Origin of the sequence: Nonomuraea glycinis, from assembly GCF_014646515.1 — a bacterium.
Taxonomy (GTDB): Bacteria; Actinomycetota; Actinomycetes; order Streptosporangiales; family Streptosporangiaceae; genus Nonomuraea; species Nonomuraea glycinis.
On sequence record NZ_BMNK01000008.1, the window covers coordinates 169,371 to 184,237 of the forward strand.

Annotated in this window: 17 protein-coding genes; 7 read left to right on the plus strand and 10 right to left on the minus strand. The window is 70.9% G+C overall.

Annotated features, from left to right (window positions below; translation table 11 throughout):
- Window position 1 precedes the first annotated feature (1 nt).
- The gene (locus IEY87_RS23370; RefSeq protein WP_189140882.1) at window positions 2-553 is read right to left on the minus strand and encodes a CGNR zinc finger domain-containing protein; all 552 of its coding nucleotides are present in this window, start codon (window positions 551-553) and stop codon (window positions 2-4) included.
- A 91-nt stretch (window positions 554-644) separates the two neighbouring features.
- Here IEY87_RS23370 and IEY87_RS23375 point away from each other — a divergent pair, with 91 nt between their 5' ends.
- From IEY87_RS23375 to IEY87_RS23395, 5 genes are read left to right on the plus strand one after another with little or no spacing between them, the layout of a single operon-like run.
- Window positions 645-1,919, plus strand: a complete 1,275-nt coding sequence (locus IEY87_RS23375; protein ID WP_189140883.1) for an MFS transporter — start codon at window positions 645-647, stop codon at window positions 1,917-1,919.
- 26 nt (window positions 1,920-1,945) lie between these two features.
- Entirely contained in the window at window positions 1,946-2,785 is an 840-nt protein-coding gene (locus IEY87_RS23380; protein WP_189140884.1) for an alpha/beta fold hydrolase, read from the plus strand.
- 13 nt (window positions 2,786-2,798) lie between these two features.
- The gene (locus IEY87_RS23385) at window positions 2,799-3,614 is read left to right on the plus strand and encodes a PP2C family protein-serine/threonine phosphatase (protein ID WP_189140885.1); all 816 of its coding nucleotides are present in this window, start codon (window positions 2,799-2,801) and stop codon (window positions 3,612-3,614) included.
- 20 nt (window positions 3,615-3,634) lie between these two features.
- On the plus strand, window positions 3,635-4,741 hold the full coding sequence (gene macS / locus IEY87_RS23390) for a MacS family sensor histidine kinase (protein ID WP_189140886.1): 1,107 nt from the start codon (window positions 3,635-3,637) through the stop codon (window positions 4,739-4,741).
- 4 nt (window positions 4,742-4,745) lie between these two features.
- A complete protein-coding gene (locus IEY87_RS23395) occupies window positions 4,746-5,396 on the plus strand; it encodes a response regulator (RefSeq protein WP_189140887.1) in 651 nt (216 codons plus the stop codon).
- Between the two features lie 6 nt (window positions 5,397-5,402).
- Here IEY87_RS23395 and IEY87_RS23400 read toward each other — a convergent pair whose 3' ends face one another.
- The 4 genes from IEY87_RS23400 to IEY87_RS23415 all read right to left on the minus strand — a co-directional run bounded on the left by IEY87_RS23400 (window position 5,403) and on the right by IEY87_RS23415 (window position 8,728).
- Entirely contained in the window at window positions 5,403-5,693 is a 291-nt protein-coding gene (locus tag IEY87_RS23400; RefSeq protein WP_189140888.1) for a YiaA/YiaB family inner membrane protein, read from the minus strand.
- A 471-nt stretch (window positions 5,694-6,164) separates the two neighbouring features.
- A complete protein-coding gene (locus IEY87_RS23405) occupies window positions 6,165-6,896 on the minus strand; it encodes a DUF7873 family protein (protein WP_189140889.1) in 732 nt (243 codons plus the stop codon).
- Between the two features lie 74 nt (window positions 6,897-6,970).
- Window positions 6,971-7,747, minus strand: a complete 777-nt coding sequence (locus IEY87_RS23410) for an SCO6745 family protein (RefSeq protein ID WP_189140890.1) — start codon at window positions 7,745-7,747, stop codon at window positions 6,971-6,973.
- A gap of 3 nt (window positions 7,748-7,750) precedes the next feature.
- Window positions 7,751-8,728, minus strand: a complete 978-nt coding sequence (locus IEY87_RS23415; RefSeq protein ID WP_189140891.1) for an alpha/beta fold hydrolase — start codon at window positions 8,726-8,728, stop codon at window positions 7,751-7,753.
- A gap of 151 nt (window positions 8,729-8,879) precedes the next feature.
- Between IEY87_RS23415 and IEY87_RS23420 the strand changes: the two genes are divergently transcribed.
- Window positions 8,880-9,902, plus strand: coding sequence for a MerR family transcriptional regulator (locus IEY87_RS23420; RefSeq protein ID WP_225277541.1), 1,023 nt, complete (start codon window positions 8,880-8,882; stop codon window positions 9,900-9,902).
- On the opposite strand, the gene IEY87_RS23425 is transcribed toward IEY87_RS23420, so the two are convergent.
- Window positions 9,881-10,426: a dihydrofolate reductase family protein gene (locus tag IEY87_RS23425; RefSeq protein ID WP_189140893.1), complete on the minus strand. Its 546-nt coding sequence runs from the start codon at window positions 10,424-10,426 to the stop codon at window positions 9,881-9,883. The two genes, IEY87_RS23420 and IEY87_RS23425, sit on opposite strands and share 22 nt — an antisense overlap.
- 25 nt (window positions 10,427-10,451) lie before the next feature.
- Entirely contained in the window at window positions 10,452-11,171 is a 720-nt protein-coding gene (locus tag IEY87_RS23430) for a helix-turn-helix domain-containing protein (RefSeq protein ID WP_189140894.1), read from the minus strand.
- A gap of 138 nt (window positions 11,172-11,309) precedes the next feature.
- Between IEY87_RS23430 and IEY87_RS23435 the strand changes: the two genes are divergently transcribed.
- The gene (locus IEY87_RS23435; protein WP_189140895.1) at window positions 11,310-12,326 is read left to right on the plus strand and encodes an ornithine cyclodeaminase family protein; all 1,017 of its coding nucleotides are present in this window, start codon (window positions 11,310-11,312) and stop codon (window positions 12,324-12,326) included.
- Here the strand turns inward: IEY87_RS23435 and IEY87_RS23440 are convergent.
- The 3 genes from IEY87_RS23440 to IEY87_RS23450 all read right to left on the minus strand — a co-directional run bounded on the left by IEY87_RS23440 (window position 12,269) and on the right by IEY87_RS23450 (window position 14,851).
- The gene (locus IEY87_RS23440; RefSeq protein ID WP_189140896.1) at window positions 12,269-12,970 is read right to left on the minus strand and encodes a hypothetical protein; all 702 of its coding nucleotides are present in this window, start codon (window positions 12,968-12,970) and stop codon (window positions 12,269-12,271) included. The genes IEY87_RS23435 and IEY87_RS23440 overlap by 58 nt on opposite strands.
- A gap of 70 nt (window positions 12,971-13,040) precedes the next feature.
- Window positions 13,041-13,691, minus strand: coding sequence for a response regulator transcription factor (locus IEY87_RS23445; RefSeq protein WP_189140897.1), 651 nt, complete (start codon window positions 13,689-13,691; stop codon window positions 13,041-13,043).
- Window positions 13,682-14,851 (minus strand): sensor histidine kinase, encoded by a 1,170-nt coding sequence (locus tag IEY87_RS23450; RefSeq protein ID WP_189140898.1) that lies wholly within the window; start codon window positions 14,849-14,851, stop codon window positions 13,682-13,684. The genes IEY87_RS23445 and IEY87_RS23450 overlap by 10 nt, the downstream gene beginning before the upstream one ends.
- Between the last annotated feature and the right edge of the window lie 16 nt (window positions 14,852-14,867).

Below are 14,867 nucleotides of genomic sequence, written 5' to 3' on the forward strand. Positions count from 1 at the left end.
CTCAGGAGGAGCGCCCCGCGTAGTAGCGGCGGGACTTGTCGCGGCTGCCGCAGGTGGTCATGCTGCACCAGCGGCGGCGGCGGTTCTTGCTGACGTCCAGGAACACCCAGCAGCACGACGGACACGAGCCGAGCCGATCCAGCGGCCCGTGTGTGAGCAGCTCGACCGCCGAGGCCGCGACCTCCCACAGCAGCACCCGCACCGTGCGCGGCGTCCCCCAGGTCAGCCGGAAACCCCCGTCGGCCTCCGCCAGCCCGCCATGGGCGATGCCGTCACCGTGCAGCGCGAGCACGGCGCCGAGATCCGGCCCCGGCGCCCTGCCTCCTTGCGCCAGCGCCTCGAACACCCGGAACACCGTCTCCCGCAGCCGCCGGGCGTCCGGCAGCGCCGCCGCGAGCCCGTCCGGGTCCCCGATCGGATGCCCGGCCGCGGCGGCCCAGGTCACCGCCTCCTCCGGCGTGCCCAGCCAGTCGTGCCGGGCGACCGGACGGGCGTTGACCGTGTTGGCGAAGTCCAGGCACAGCGCGTTTCCCACCAGCTCGACCTCGGTCATGCCCCCAGTATCTCACCGATCAAAGGCAGTTGACAGGTCAGATGATCCGGGCCACTCTTTTACCGATCAACTGTGCTTGAAAGGTAAGAAAATGCGTGCAAGCTCGCTGGGCCGGCCGTTCAACGCACTGTGGTTCGGCACCGGCGCCACGAACCTCGGTGACGGCATGGCGCTGTTCGTCCTGCCCCTGCTCGCCCTCGCGGCGGACGCGTCGCCCGGCGGAGTGGCCGCCGTGACGGCCGCGCTCACCCTGGCCTGGCCGGTCTTCGGCCTGCACGCCGGCTGGATCGTGGACCGCGTCGACCGCCGGCTGCTCCTGACCGGCGTCAACCTGGCCCGCGCCGCGGTCCTGACCGCGCTCACCGCCGCTCACCTCACCGGCGCGCTGTCCCTCCCGCTGATCCTCGCCGCCGCGGTGCTCCTCGGCGTGGCCGAAACCCTGGTGGACACCGCCCTGACCGCCACCGTCCCGCTGGTCGTCGAGCCCAACGGCCGCAGCAGCGCCAACGCCCGCATCGAAGCGACCGTCAACGTCACCAACGAGCTCGCCGGCCCACCGCTCGCGGGCCTGCTGGCAGGCATCACGCTCGCCCTGGCCACCGGCGCGAGCGCCGCCCTGTACGTCCTGGCCATCATCGGGTTCGCGCTGATGACCCTGCGCCGCCGCCCACCCGCGGCGCCCCGGGCCGCCGGGGGCGTGGTCGCGGGCTTCCGCCACCTGTGGCGGCAGCCGGTGGTACGCACGCTCACCCTCTTCACCGCCGTCATGAACATTCCCTGGGCGGTCGCGACCGCCCTGCTCGTCGTGTACGCCGTCGCCCCCGGCCCGCTCGGCCTCAGCACCGCCCAGTACGGCCTGGTGCTGACCGCGATGGCCGTCGGCGGCCTGGTCGCCTCGGCGGTGGCCGAGCCGTTGCGCCGCCGGTTCGGCGTGACCAGGCTGCTGATCGCCGACGCCGCCGGAACCGTCCTGCTGGTCGCGCCGGTGGCGCTCGGCGGACCGGTGTGGACCGTCGTCGCGGGCGCGGTGATCGCCGGGGCCGGATCCAGCATCTGGCGCATCCTGGTGGCCACGATCCGCCAGAACCTGTCGCCGCCCGACCTGCTGGGCCGCGTCTACTCCGCGTCCCGGGTGCTCAGCTGGGGCGTGATCCCCGTCAGCGCGGCGCTGGCCGGCCTCGGCGCGGAGCTGTGGGGCGTGCGGGCGGTCTTCGCCCTCGCCACCGTCCTCGCCATCGCCATCCTGGCCACCTTCATCCCGTACGCACTCCGCACCGACCTCTCCACGGCCGTCGAACCGGACACGAACCGTCAGACCGGGACGCTCCGTACGGACCCCTCGGCCCTCGAGTCGGACGCGAACTGACGGACCCGGACGCTACGCTCGCCGACGTGCTGACAGAGAGCGATGTGAGACTGGCCGACGGCCGCACCCTGCACGTCTACGACACGGCACCGGGTGACACCAGGCGCCTGGCCGTCTTCTGGCACCATGGCACCCCCAACATCGGCAGCCCACCGGAGCCCCTGTTCCCGGCCGCCGACCGCCTCGGCATCCGCTGGATCTCCCACGACCGCCCCGGATACGGCGGATCCACCCCGCGTCCCGGCCGCGACGTCGCCTCGGCGGCCACCGATGTCGCCGCCGTCGCCGACGCCCTGGGCATCGGCCGGTTCGCGGTCATCGGCCACTCCGGCGGCGGCCCGCACGCCCTCGCCTGCGCCGCCCTTCTCCCCCACCGCGTGCTGAGCGTGGTCAGCATGTCCGGGATGGCGCCGTACGACGCGGAGGGGCTCGACTGGTTCGCCGGCATGACCCCCTCCAGCGCGGCCGCCCTGCGCGCGGCCGCCGAAGGTCGCGCCGCGAAGGAGGCATACCAGGCGACCGCCGCGTACGACCCGGAGATGTTCACCCCCGCCGACCACGCCGCGCTCTCCGGCGACTGGTCCTGGCTCGACACCGTCGTCGGACCGGCCGTGGCGGCGGGCCCGGACGCCCAGATCGACGACGACCTCGCTTATGTCGCCCCCTGGGGCTTCGACCCCGCCCAGGTGACCGCCCCCGTCCTGTTCCTGCACGGCAACCAGGACCGCGTCATCCCCTACGCGCACGGCCAGTGGCTGGCCCGCCGCTGCCCAGCGGCGGAGCTCCGCCTGACCCCGGGCGACGGCCACCTCTCGGTCCTCAACTCCGCCCCCTCGGCCCTGGACTGGCTGCACGCCCGCAGGTGAAGATCTGAGTCTGATGACGGACATTTCATCCTGTGTCGCCTGCGGCGGGACCGTCGCCCCTGATGGCCACTGCTGGGACTGCGGCGCACCACAACCGGCTTTCCGCTCCCACCTGGAGATCACGACCGGCAGCGGCGCGGCCGGGGTCAGCGACCGAGGCCTGCGGCGCGGCGTCAACGCGGACGCGATGGCGTCGGCCACGACCGGCTCGTGGACGATCGGGGTCGTCTGCGACGGCGTGTCGATGTCGCCGCGAGCGGACCGGGCCGCCCAGGTCGCGGCAGAGGTCGGCGCGGCCACCCTGGTGACGCGGCTCGGCGCGGGGGCGCTACCCGAGGTCGCGCTCGCCGAGGCCACCGTGCGCGCGGGCCGCGCGGTGGCGGCCCTGGCCACGTCGGTGCACGACGCCCCGGCGTGCACGTACGTTGCGGGCGTCGTCGGGCCGGCGGGCCTGTGGGCCGGCGGGGTGGGCGACAGCCGCGCGTACTGGCTGCCCGACACGGGGACCGGAATGGCGCTGACCGAGGACGACTCCGGCGAGCACGAGATGCTGAGCGCCTGGCTGGGCGCCGACGCCGACGAGGTGACACCGCGGGTCCGCAGCTTCCGCCCACCCGGCGCGGGGCGCTTACTGCTGTGCACGGACGGCCTGTCGCGCTACCTGCCCGACGCCGAGTCACTCCGGGCCGTACTGAAGCGACACACACGTTCGGCCGCCCCGGAAGACGCGCAACTAGCGGCCGCGCGGGCCCTGGTCAGCCATGCCCTCACCGCCGGCGGCCAGGACAACGTCACCGCCCTCCTGATCCCCACGGCATTCGACAGATAGGACCTATATGGTCGGGCCATATGGGGATCGAGGGGTCGTTCTGGCGGGCGATCGCGGTCTATCGCATCGCCTCCCTCGGGTACGCCGCGCTGTTGCTGGCCGGCGCTGGGGGCTACCAGCGTCCCGTGGCCGGCTGGCTCGTCTTCGGGGTGATGGCGGTCTGGACCGCGGTCACCACCGTCGCCTACTCCACCGCCAGAAGCCGCCCCCTGCTGGTGGTGGACGTCCTCGTCACGCTCGGCTGCATGCTGGCCTCGCCGTACGTCCAGGGCAGTGCGGCCGGACCGGGCCTGATGCCGGTCACGGCGACCTGGGTCGGCGGGCCGGTGCTCGCCTGGGCCGTGTACGGCGGGCGGCGGGCGGGCGCGGTAGCGGCGGTCATTCTCTCGATCGGTGACCTGTGGCTACGCGGTCTGCACACGTTCGACCTGTCCGTCCCCGTCAACGGGGCCGTGCTGCTCATCCTCGCCGGGACCGTCGTCGGCCACGTGGCCCGGCTCACCAAACAGGCGGAGGAACGCCTGCAGCGGGCCGTCGAGATCGAGGCCGCGGGCCGGGAACGCGAACGGCTCGCCCGCGGCATCCATGACTCCGTTCTCCAGGTCCTGGCCCTGGTGCAACGCCGTGGGCTGGAGATCGGCGGGGAGGCCGCCCAGCTGGGCCGGCTCGCCGGTGAGCAGGAGGCGGCCCTGCGCGAGATGATCCGCACCGGCCCGGCGATGGCGGACTCGGGCCTGGTCGACGTGGGCGCCCGGTTACGCCGGTACGCCACGGCGACGGTCACCGTGTCGGCCCCCGCGACCTCACTGCCGCTCCCCGCCGATCAGGCGCACGAGGTCGTCGCGGCCGTGGGCGCGGCGCTGGACAACGTACGGCGGCACTGCGGCGAGGACGCGCGAGCCTGGGTCTTCGCGGAGAACGACGACACCTCGATGACCATCACGGTGCGCGACGAGGGGCCCGGCATCCCGGCGGGACGCCTCCCGGAGGCGGAGGCGGAAGGCCGGCTAGGCATCGCGCAGTCCATCCGGGGCCGGATCGCCGGCGTGGGCGGCACCGTCGAAGTGACGTCGGTGCCCGGCCAGGGAACCGAGGTCGAGCTGATCATTCCCGCCGGTCTACAGTGACGACATGACCAGCGCGCTGCGGATGATGGTGGTGGACGACCATCCCATGTGGCGGGACGCGGTCGCCCGTGACCTGGGAGACGCCGGCCACGAGGTGGTGGCGACCGTCGGCGAGGGCCGCCAGGCGCTCCGCGTCGCCGCCACGCTCCGCCCCGACGTGGTCATCCTCGATCTGCACCTGCCCGACCTGCCCGGCGTGGAGGTGGCCCGGGGCCTGGCCGCCTCCGACCATCCGCCCCGCGTCCTGGTGCTGTCGGCGAGCGGCGAGCACGAGGACGTGCTCGAGGCGGTCAAGGCCGGGGCGTCGGGCTACCTGGTCAAGTCGGCGAGCCGGGAGGAGTTCCTCGACGCCGTCCGGCACACCGCCGACGGGGAGCCTGTCTTCACCCCCGGGCTGGCCGGGCTGGTGCTCGGCGAGTACCGCCGCCTGGCCACGCAACGCCCCGCCGCCGACGGGCCGAGCCTCACCGACCGGGAGACCGAGGTGCTGCGCCTGGTCGCCAAGGGCCTGTCCTACAAGCAGATCGCCGAACGACTGGTGCTCAGCCACCGGACCGTGCAGAACCACGTCCAGAACACCTTGAACAAGCTCCAACTGCACAACCGGGTCGAGCTCGTCCGCTACGCGATCGAGCGGGGCCTCGACGAGGCGTAGCCCGGCTCACAGAGTGTCGACCTTGTACGGGTCGTGCTCGCTGATCAACTTGTCGAGACGCGCCTGGTCGACGCGGCTGGCCATGCTGACGATCTCCTGCCGGTCGCGCACGCACTTGGCCAGGCTGAAGGCCGTCGTCACGACGTACAGCACGGAGACCGCGAGGAACGCGCGCAGCCACGGGTCGATCGGCAGGAAGATGACGCCGAGCGCCACACTGCCGAGCGCCGCGCCGAAGGAGATGACGCACTGTGCGTAGTAGGCGGCGGTCATGGTGGGCTGGACTGGTTTGCTCATGCTCGCAAGGATCTGACACTGGTCGTCCGGCCGCCTGAGTACGCGTACCTAATCTGCCTGGGTACGTTGACCGGGTTTCCCGCCGAAAATGGCGACGGCCCCCCGGACTACCCAAGCCGGGGGGCCTGAAAAGGACCGCCATGTACGGCGCCAGCGGCGTTTAAGAGTGCCGGTCAGTCGTTACGATATCGCGCTCTACCATTAAGCCACGGACCCAGGAGAGAGGGTCCAGCGGGAATCGAACCCGCATCTCGACTATCACAGCCCGCACTCGGTTGATCTGGCGCTCGACGGTAAATGCTGAGCTTAGAGCGAGAATCTGAATCTAAGCGGCTGCCTCTACCAGTTGGGCCACCGGGGCCCGTTGTGCCCCGGGGAGGATTCGAACCTCCATGTCACCGCGTATCAGCTTCAGCCTGAGCTTCAGCTTCGCGCTTACGCGCACCCCGCGCTCAACGGGGAGTCTTCATCTTAGGCGAGCAGATAGCGGAACAGGCGCTCGCCGACCTCCTGATCGGTCACGGCCCACGTGTTCGCCTCCTCGCGGGCGTACTTCACCGCGTCCTGCACCTTCTGGATGCGGGCCAGCAACTCGTTGACGCGCCGGTTCGGCAGCGCGCCGGAGAAGGCGACCTTCGTCCAGTAGCCGACCACGACGTCCTCGGTGAACACCTGCACCTGCGCCGGGTGCTTGTCCGTCGCCTCCGCCAGGACGTGGTTGCGCGGCACCTTCTTGGTACGGGTCGTCCTGACCGGCTCGGTACGCCAGGTCTCGGCGTTGTCGTCGTACGACCAGGTGTCGGCCGGGTCGAGCGTCGGCAGCTTCGCCACGAACGTGTGCAGGTCGACGAGCTGCTTCTCCAGGAAGAGCAGGTAGGTGACGGGGGCGTCCTCGACGAGGGTCTCGCCGTCCACGACCACGCTGGCCTTGGCCTGCGTGTTCGCCCAGTCCTTCGTCGCGGTCACGTCGAACAGCTTGGTCAGCGCGGTGGCGACGTCCTTCAGCACACTCTCGGCCTGCACCTGCACGCGGGTGGACTCGGGCGGGAGCTGCTCGCCCTCATCGTCGATCGGCTGGTAGGTGCGGGAGATACCGGACAGCAGCGGCGTCTTCTGGATCCGGTGGTAGGCGTCGGTCACCTTGCGCTGGGCGTCGGACTTGACGCCCTTCTCTACGGCGAGGATCTGGTTCAGCTTCGCCACGGCACGAGTCCGTTCATCAGGGGATATCCAGGTACAGCGCAAGATCGTACAGTGACGTGACCGTGGGCCGCATGTCATATATCGGCACATGCGACCGGCGGCCTCGGCTGCCGAAACCGCTGGTAGGCGTCCTTGACCTGGTCGAGGAGCTCGACGAGTTCGGCGCGCTCGTCGGCGTTCAGGACGGCGTACGGCCTGGCGGACAGGTCGTCCGTGAGCTGCTCGGCCCGCTCCAGAGCGCCTCTGGCGGAGGGTGGCACGGCCGGCCATGGCTCGGTCCACCCGTTGGCCCTGGCTTTCGTGGTGCCGGGGCCGGTCAGTATCGCGGTCAACGGGGTGTGCCCGTGGGCCAGCACCGCGATCAGATGCGAGCCGCCCCGGTGCTCGCGCAGTCGAAGCAGTGCCAGCGCCACCCGAGCCGCTGGGTCATCGGCTTGGACCACGAGCGAGCGCCACGCGGCGAACAGAGGGCGGCCGGACGAGTCCGCCGCTGCCACCACCCGTTCGAGGAGATCCGCCGAACGCTCCAGTCCGGGCAGCTCACCGTAGGCGTTTCGCCCCCAGCGCAGGCACTCCTCAACGTCCACCTCGACGATGCGGCCGAGTGACCTGCGGGCGCGTGCCGTACTCCATGCCTGCGCCACCAGGGACGGCGCGAAGAAGCCGCAGGCGGCGGTGACGACGTCGGCGTCCACCTCACCCAGCACCCCGGCGCGACCGCCGAAGTAGAACGGCCACCTGGCAAGCCCGAGCCGGCGGCCACGCGCGCGATAGCGGGGGTCATGACCGAACGCGGCGCCCAGTTCGATCACCACGTGCTTGCTGTGCCGCACCACCTCGTCAGGTGTCATGGCTCAAGTGAGCAAGGAGGCGAGCCAGCCGGTCAAGATGTCGTTGACCTCTTCGGGGCGCTCCTGCTGAATCCAGTGGCCGCAGCCTGCCAGGAGATGCGAGGAGACCAGGCCGGGCAGCGTGGTGGGATAGGCGCTGATCGCGTCGGCCAGCCAGGTGGTCGAGGCGTCCAGAGCGCCACCCACGAAGAGGGACGGCTGCTTGAGGGGCGCGCCCTGGAAGTCGGCGAGGTCCTCCCAGTCCCGGTCCATGTTGCGGTAGCGGTTGAGCCCTCCGGTCAGGCCGGTCCGCTCGAACTCCGCCGCGTACACCTCGAGGTCCTCCTCGCTGAGCCAGGCGGGCAACCGGCCGGCGGGGAACCGGTCGCGCATCCGCCCGCCCTGGCTCACGAAGTGCGGGGCCGGGGCGTCCGGGGCGGGCATGGTGTCGGCGGAAAGCGCGGCGTAGATGCCCGCGAGCCAGCCTCGCACGTCCGGCTCGATCTCGGCCTCGGCCCGCCCCGGCTCCTGGAAGTAGGAGATGTAGAACTCCTCGCCCCCGCCCATCCGCGCGAACGCCTCACTGGGTCGCGGCCCCCCAGGCGGCGAGTAGGGCACGCTGAGCAGCCCCACCGCCCGGAAGACCTCCGGCCTGAGGAGGGCCGATCTCGCGGCGATGGGCGAGCCCCAGTCATGCCCGACGATCACCGCCGTCTCCTCGCCGAGCTCACGCACCACCGCGACGTTGTCCTCCACCAGCTCCGACATCCGGTACGCGGCCACGTCCGCCGGCTTCGACGACCGCCCGTACCCGCGCACGTCCATGGCCACCGCCCGATAACCGGCCGCGGCCAGCGCCGGCAACTGGTGACGCCACGAATACCAGGACTCCGGGAACCCGTGCACCAGCAGCACCAACGGCCCTGTCCCCTGCTCCACCAGGTGAATCCGACCGGCGGGCGCGGAGACGGAACGATGCGTCACATCGGTGAGCTGAGACATGATTCCTCCGAGGCGGTTCGCTGACGGCGGTCACCGACCATCCTCCAGGAGGCACGCGAGCCCCGGCGAATCTTGTTGCCATTCCGGCAAGGACGAGGCTTTCCCCACAGGGGTTGAGTCTCAACCTTCTTGAGACCCCATAGTGGACGCCGTGGACGACAACGAGCTCTACCCGATCGGGGATGTGGCGCGCCGTACCGGCCTGAGCGTCAGTGCCATCAGGTTCTACGCCGACGCCGAGGTCATCGTGCCCACCGGGCACACCGACGCCGGTTACCGCCTGTACGACATCCAGGCCATCGCCCGGCTGGAGCTCGTCCGCACCCTGCGCGAACTCGGCGCGAGCCTGGACGACATCCGCCGGTTACTGGCCGACGAGACGACGCTGCACGACCTGGCCACGGCGCACCTGGCGCTCGTCGAACGCCAGACGCGTCGCCTGCAGGCCAGGCGGGCCGTCCTGCGGACCATCGTGAAACAGCACACTGCTACAGAACAGGTGAGTTTGATGCACAAGCTGGTCTCCATGTCCGACGATGACCGTAACCGGCTCATCGACGAGTTCTGGGACGAGGTCACCACCGACCTCAACGTCCACCCCTCCTTCGCCGAGCAGCTCCACCGGATGCGGCCGAACCTGCCGGAGGAGCCCGCCACCGAGCAGCTCGAAGCCTGGATCGAGCTGGCCGACCTGGTGCAGGACGGCGATTTCCGCCAGGAGGTCCGCCAGTTCCTGCACAACAGCTTCTCCGCCGGCTCAAAGGCTCTCGAGATGACCTCACCGGAGACGATGGCGCGCATCGAGCAGCACCGGCTGGTCGAGGTAGAGGTCGCGACGGCCCAGCAGTCAGGGCTGCCGGTGGACTCGCCCGAGGCGCGGGAACTCGTCGACCGCCTCGTGGCCTCGACCGCGGAGTTCACCGCCCACGTCGCCGGCGAGTGCGACGTCGACGAGCTGCGCCGCCAGATGGCCACCCCCGACCGCACCAGCGCGGCCCACCAGCACGCCGAGCAGTTCGTGACCCAGTTCAGCGGCCTGTTCGACAGGTACGTGTCTCTCATGGCCACCATCGACGGGACACCGCAGCCGGACCCGGGGGACGTCGCGGAGACCGAGGACTGGATCGCCGCCGTCCTCACCGCGGACAGCGGTCAGCCGGCGTCCGGGACGTAGGTCAGATCGAGCACCCCGGTCTGGAAGGTCGTGGACTCGACCAGCTTCAGCGGGTGGGTCGGGGTGTCCTCGAACAGCCGCCGGCCGTGCCCGACAGCGATCGGGTGAACGAGCAGGTGCAGCTCGTCGAGCAGCCCGTTGGCGAGCAGCCACCGCACGGTCGTCGCGGAGCCGGACATTTGGATGTCACCGTCGATCTGCGCCTTGAGCTCGTTCACCTTCGCCGCGACGTCACCGGAGATGACGGTGGTGTTGGCCCAGTCCGCCTTCGTCAAGGTGCTGGACACGACGTACTTGCGGGCCTCGTTCAGGGCCTTGGCGACCTCCTGATCGGTGTCGGTCGACGTCCAGTAGGCGGACCACTCGTCGTACAACGTGCGGCCCATCAACATCGCCGCCGCACTCTGCATCCCCGCCTCGACGACCGCGCCCATCTCGTCGCTCCAGTACGGGAAGTGCCACTGGTCCGGCGACTCGACCACGCCGTCCAGAGAGATGAAGAAACTCGAAACGATCTTGCCCATTACTTCCTCCTTGTCGTCCACGACGTTAGACGGGAAGGAGGTCACCGGTCTTGTACAGAAGCGACAGCGGCTCCACCGGCACCGGATCGCCTAACTGGGTGGCGGTCCGCCCGATGAAACGGGTCAGCGACCTCGCCAGGTGCGGCTGGTCGAAGTATCCGAGCCGGTGGATCACCTCGTGGGCCGGCACACCCTCCTGAATCAGCACCGCCGCGTGCCTGGCACGATCGATCTGCCGGATGGCACCACGGGTGAGCCCGGTCGCCGCCAGGAACCGCCGCTGGATCGTACGCTCCGACAGGTCCGGCGACGCGCCGCGCAGCACCTCCGCCACGATCGGGTCGCAGTCCAGCACCCCTTCACGCACCAGTCGCCGGACGAACACCTCGGCGTTGTCGTAGTCGGGAAGGTGCCAATGGGAGCCCTTCAGCCAGAAGGACCGGCGCGTCGCGTCAGGAAGCCGCGCCGCCCCGTCGACGAGCCGGCTGATCGGAAGATGCGGCATCGACGTGCCGGCGGAGAAGGTGATCCCGAAGAACGTGGCGTCCTCGGGCACCTGGGCCACACTCGCCCTGGACTCCAGCCCTTGCACCGCCGCGCTGACCTGTCCGCGATGCTCCCAGAAGACCAGGTCCCAATGCGCCGTCGCGATCGACGTCATCTGGTCGACGTCAGAGCTGCGACTCCGCCACACCCGCTCGACGTACGGCGAATCGGACAACCGGCTCTCGATCTCCAATGCCATCCCGGCCCCCTCTTGCCGCTGCGGAAATCGTACGCGCTCAGCGTGATCCCGCCTCTCTTCGCTGGCCCGCATGGGGCTGGCCCGCATGGGGCTGGCCCGCATGGGGCTGGCCCGCATGGGGCTGAGAGCATCATCCGCATGACCCGGATCCTCACCCACCACGACATGATCGCCCTGCTCGACCCGGACGCCTGCATCGAGGCTTTGCGCGACGGTTTCATCCAGAGCGACGCCGTGGCCGTCCCGGGGCAGCGCATCCGCAGCGACCTGCCGTTCCCGGGCACCGCCACCGCGCTGATCCCGGGACTGCTGCCCGGCATCGACGCCTACACGGTGAAGGTCAACGCCAAGTTCCCCGGAGCCCGGCCCGCTCTGCGCGGCGTCATCTGCCTGCACAGCGGCCAGGACGGCGAGCTGCTCGCGCTGCTCGATTCGGCGACCGTCACCGCCTGGCGCACCGGCCTGGCCGCCGCGCTCGGCACCCACGTCCTGGCCCCCGACCCCGGAGAGAAGACCGTCCTCGGCGTCATCGGGGCGGGCGCCCAGGCCGAGCTGATGGTCCTCGGCCTGCGACGGCTCCGTCGCGTGGACGAGCTGGTCGTGTACGACCTCGACCCGGCCCACGCGGCTTCTTTCGCCACCCGCCACCAGGGCCACAGCGTCGGCTCGGCCGCCGAGGTCGCCGCGCACGCCGACATCGTCCTACTGGCCACCTGGTCGCGCGCCCCGCTGCTCCACCTCGCCGACACCCGGCCCGGACAGCACTTCACCAGCCTGGGCGTCGACGAGCCCGGTAAGCGGGAGCTCGCCGTCGACGTGCTGGAGGCCGCCCTGCTCGCCGTAGACGACCGGCCGCTCGCCGCCGCGATGGGCGTGCTCGCGGAGGCCGGGCTGCCACCGGAGGCGGCTCACGCCACCCTCGGCGAGATCCTGCGCGGCGAGCACCCCGGCCGCACCGACCCCGGCCGGCGCACCGTCTACGCCCCCGTCGGGCTGCCGTGGCAGGACCTCGCCCTGGCCTGGCTCGCCTACCAGGAAGCCGAGCGTCGCGGCCTCGGCCTCGAGGTCGACCTCCTCGGCTCCGTCGATCTCGGCCGTCAACCGGCCATGCCGAGGAGCACGGCTGCGGTGGCCACGCCCAGCGCGAGCGGATAAGCCCACCACCTGGGCGCGGGCCCGTCCTGCAGAATGCGGATCCCCAGCGGCACCAGCGCGACGCACAGGCCGACAGTGGCGACGATCGACATCGGACCCGTGCCCTTGAGCACGCCGATCGGCAGCGCGCTCATCGAGGCCAGGGCGACGGATCTGACGATCCCCAGCACTCCTGCCCGCCACATGCCGATGGCCAGCACCACCCAGCCGAAGAAGATCGCGACCGACAACGGTTGAAGCACGTGGAACGCACCGTAGTAGCCGTCGACCGCCTCCCGCCCCGCCTCCAGCCCCTGGGCGTCGGCAATCTGGAAGATCAGATGATTGATCCCGGTGTGGAAGGCGCGGGCGAACAGCCCGAGCATGACCATCACCCCACCCCACAGCGCCCACCGCGGCCGGCTCGCCCACGCGCGCCGGACCAGCGCGATGACGGCGGGCCACAGCAGGACGTTTCCTGCGGCGAAGGCGCTGTAGGAAGCCGTCATTCTGCCGGGGTTCGCGGCGAACGCCGCGAGTTGCCCTGGGAAGAAGTCGTCGACATCGACGCGGAGCAGCACTCCGGCGAGCATCAGAACCGGACCGAGAACAAGTCCGGCACCCTCGACCCAGCGGCCAGGGCAGTCAGAGGAGGTCGTTGCCATGCCGTCGATCCAACCGGGGCGGCGCTCGCCGCACATTGGCGTGCGGACTAGGTCTGGGGTAGACCTGGCACTACCTCGGCTCGGCCTGCAAGTAGGCCAGGACGGCCAGGACGCGGCGGTGGCCGTCGGCGGTGGGCGGGAGGTCGAGCTTGGCGAAGATGCTCGCGATGTGCTTGGCGACCGCCGCGTCGGTGACGAAGAGAGCCCGGGCTATCGAGGCGTTGGCCCGGCCCTCGGCGATCAGGGCGAGCACCTCCAGTTCCCGTGGAGTAAGGCGGCGCAGCGGGTCGCGCCGCCCGTTGAGCAACTGCCGCACCACCTCGGGATCGATGACCGTGCCGCCCTCCGCGATCCGGACGAGCGCGTCGACGAACTCGCCGACGTCCCCGATCCGCTCCTTGAGCAGATAGCCGATGCCCGTGCCATGACCGGACCCGAGCAGTTCGGCGGCGTAGGTCTGCTCGACGTACTGGCTGAGCACCAGCACGGCCAGGTGCGGGTGCGCCGTACGCAGGACGAGCGCGGCGCGCAGTCCTTCGTCGGTGAAGCCGGGCGGCATCCGCACATCGACCACCACGAGGTCGGGCCGGTGTTCCTGCACCGCGGTGACGAGGGAGACGGCGTCGCCGACAGAGGCGGCGACCGTGTGCCCGAAGCGCTCCAGCAGGGCGACCAGGCCCTCACGGAGAAGAACGGCGTCCTCGGCGATCACTACCCGCACGGAATCTCCACTCGCATCGTTGTCGGGCCGCCTGCCGGACTCGACAGGGACAGCCTGCCGTCGACCACGGCCACCCTGTCGGCCAGCCCGATCAGACCGGTGCCGCCGGCCGGATCGGCACCGCCGACCCCGTCGTCGCGGATCTCCATGATCAGCGTATTGTCGGCCAGCAGGCCGAGCACCTGGGCCCTGCCTGCCCGGCTGTGCTTGGTGATGTTCGCCAGAGCTTCGCAGACGACGTAGTAGGCGGTCACCTCCACCGCCTCGGGCAGCCGCCGCGGGAGGGAGACGTTCACGTCCACCGGCACCGGAGAGCGTCCGGCCGCATCACGGGCGGCGGCGGCCAGGCCGCGGTCGGTGAGCACCTGCGGGTGCACGCCGCGGATCAGCTCTCGCAGTTCGGCCAGGGCCCGCCTTGCCTCCTCGTGGGCCTGCGCGACCTGCTCGGCGACCGGCGAGTCCGGCGGCAGGTCGAGCCGGGCCAGACCCAGCTTCATGCTCAGCGCGACGAGCCGCTGCTGGGCGCCATCGTGCAGGTCGCGCTCGATCCGGCGGCGTTCCATCTCGAACGCGTCCACCAGCCGGGCGCGTGAGCGCACCACCTCGGCCAGCTCGGTCTCGCGTGGAGCGAGCAGCGCCCTGGTCATGGCTCCGCGCGCCCCCGCCCAGGCGGTGCAGGCGTAGGCGGCCACCGGAAGCAGAAGGAGACCGGCGGCGGAGGCCGTCAGCGCGGCGGCGAGCGCCCACGGTTCCTCCATCGGCTGGAGGACGGGCGACAGGATCAGTACGACGGGACCCCCGATGGTGAAACAGACCACCACCAGGTCGATCCACCAGAGCGCGAGGATCGAGACCAGCGTCAGGCCGACCTTGCGCCACAGCTCCTCAGGCGCGCGGGCGGGCGGGGCGAGGTCGACCAGCCGCAGCCGCCACCGCTCGAACCCCGTCACCGGCACCACGAGCAGACCGGCGGCGGCCAACCCGGCGGCGACCATGAGCGGGACGAATCCCAGGAAGGAGATCGACACCGCGACGATGACGACGGTGACGCCGAGCACGGCACTCGACGACAGGTACGCCAGTGATCGCCACGGCCACCGGGACCGCAGGAAGGACAGCGGATGCCAGGTGAGAGCCTGCAGAGCGGTCCGGGTGCGCACCGTTAGAAGCTAACCG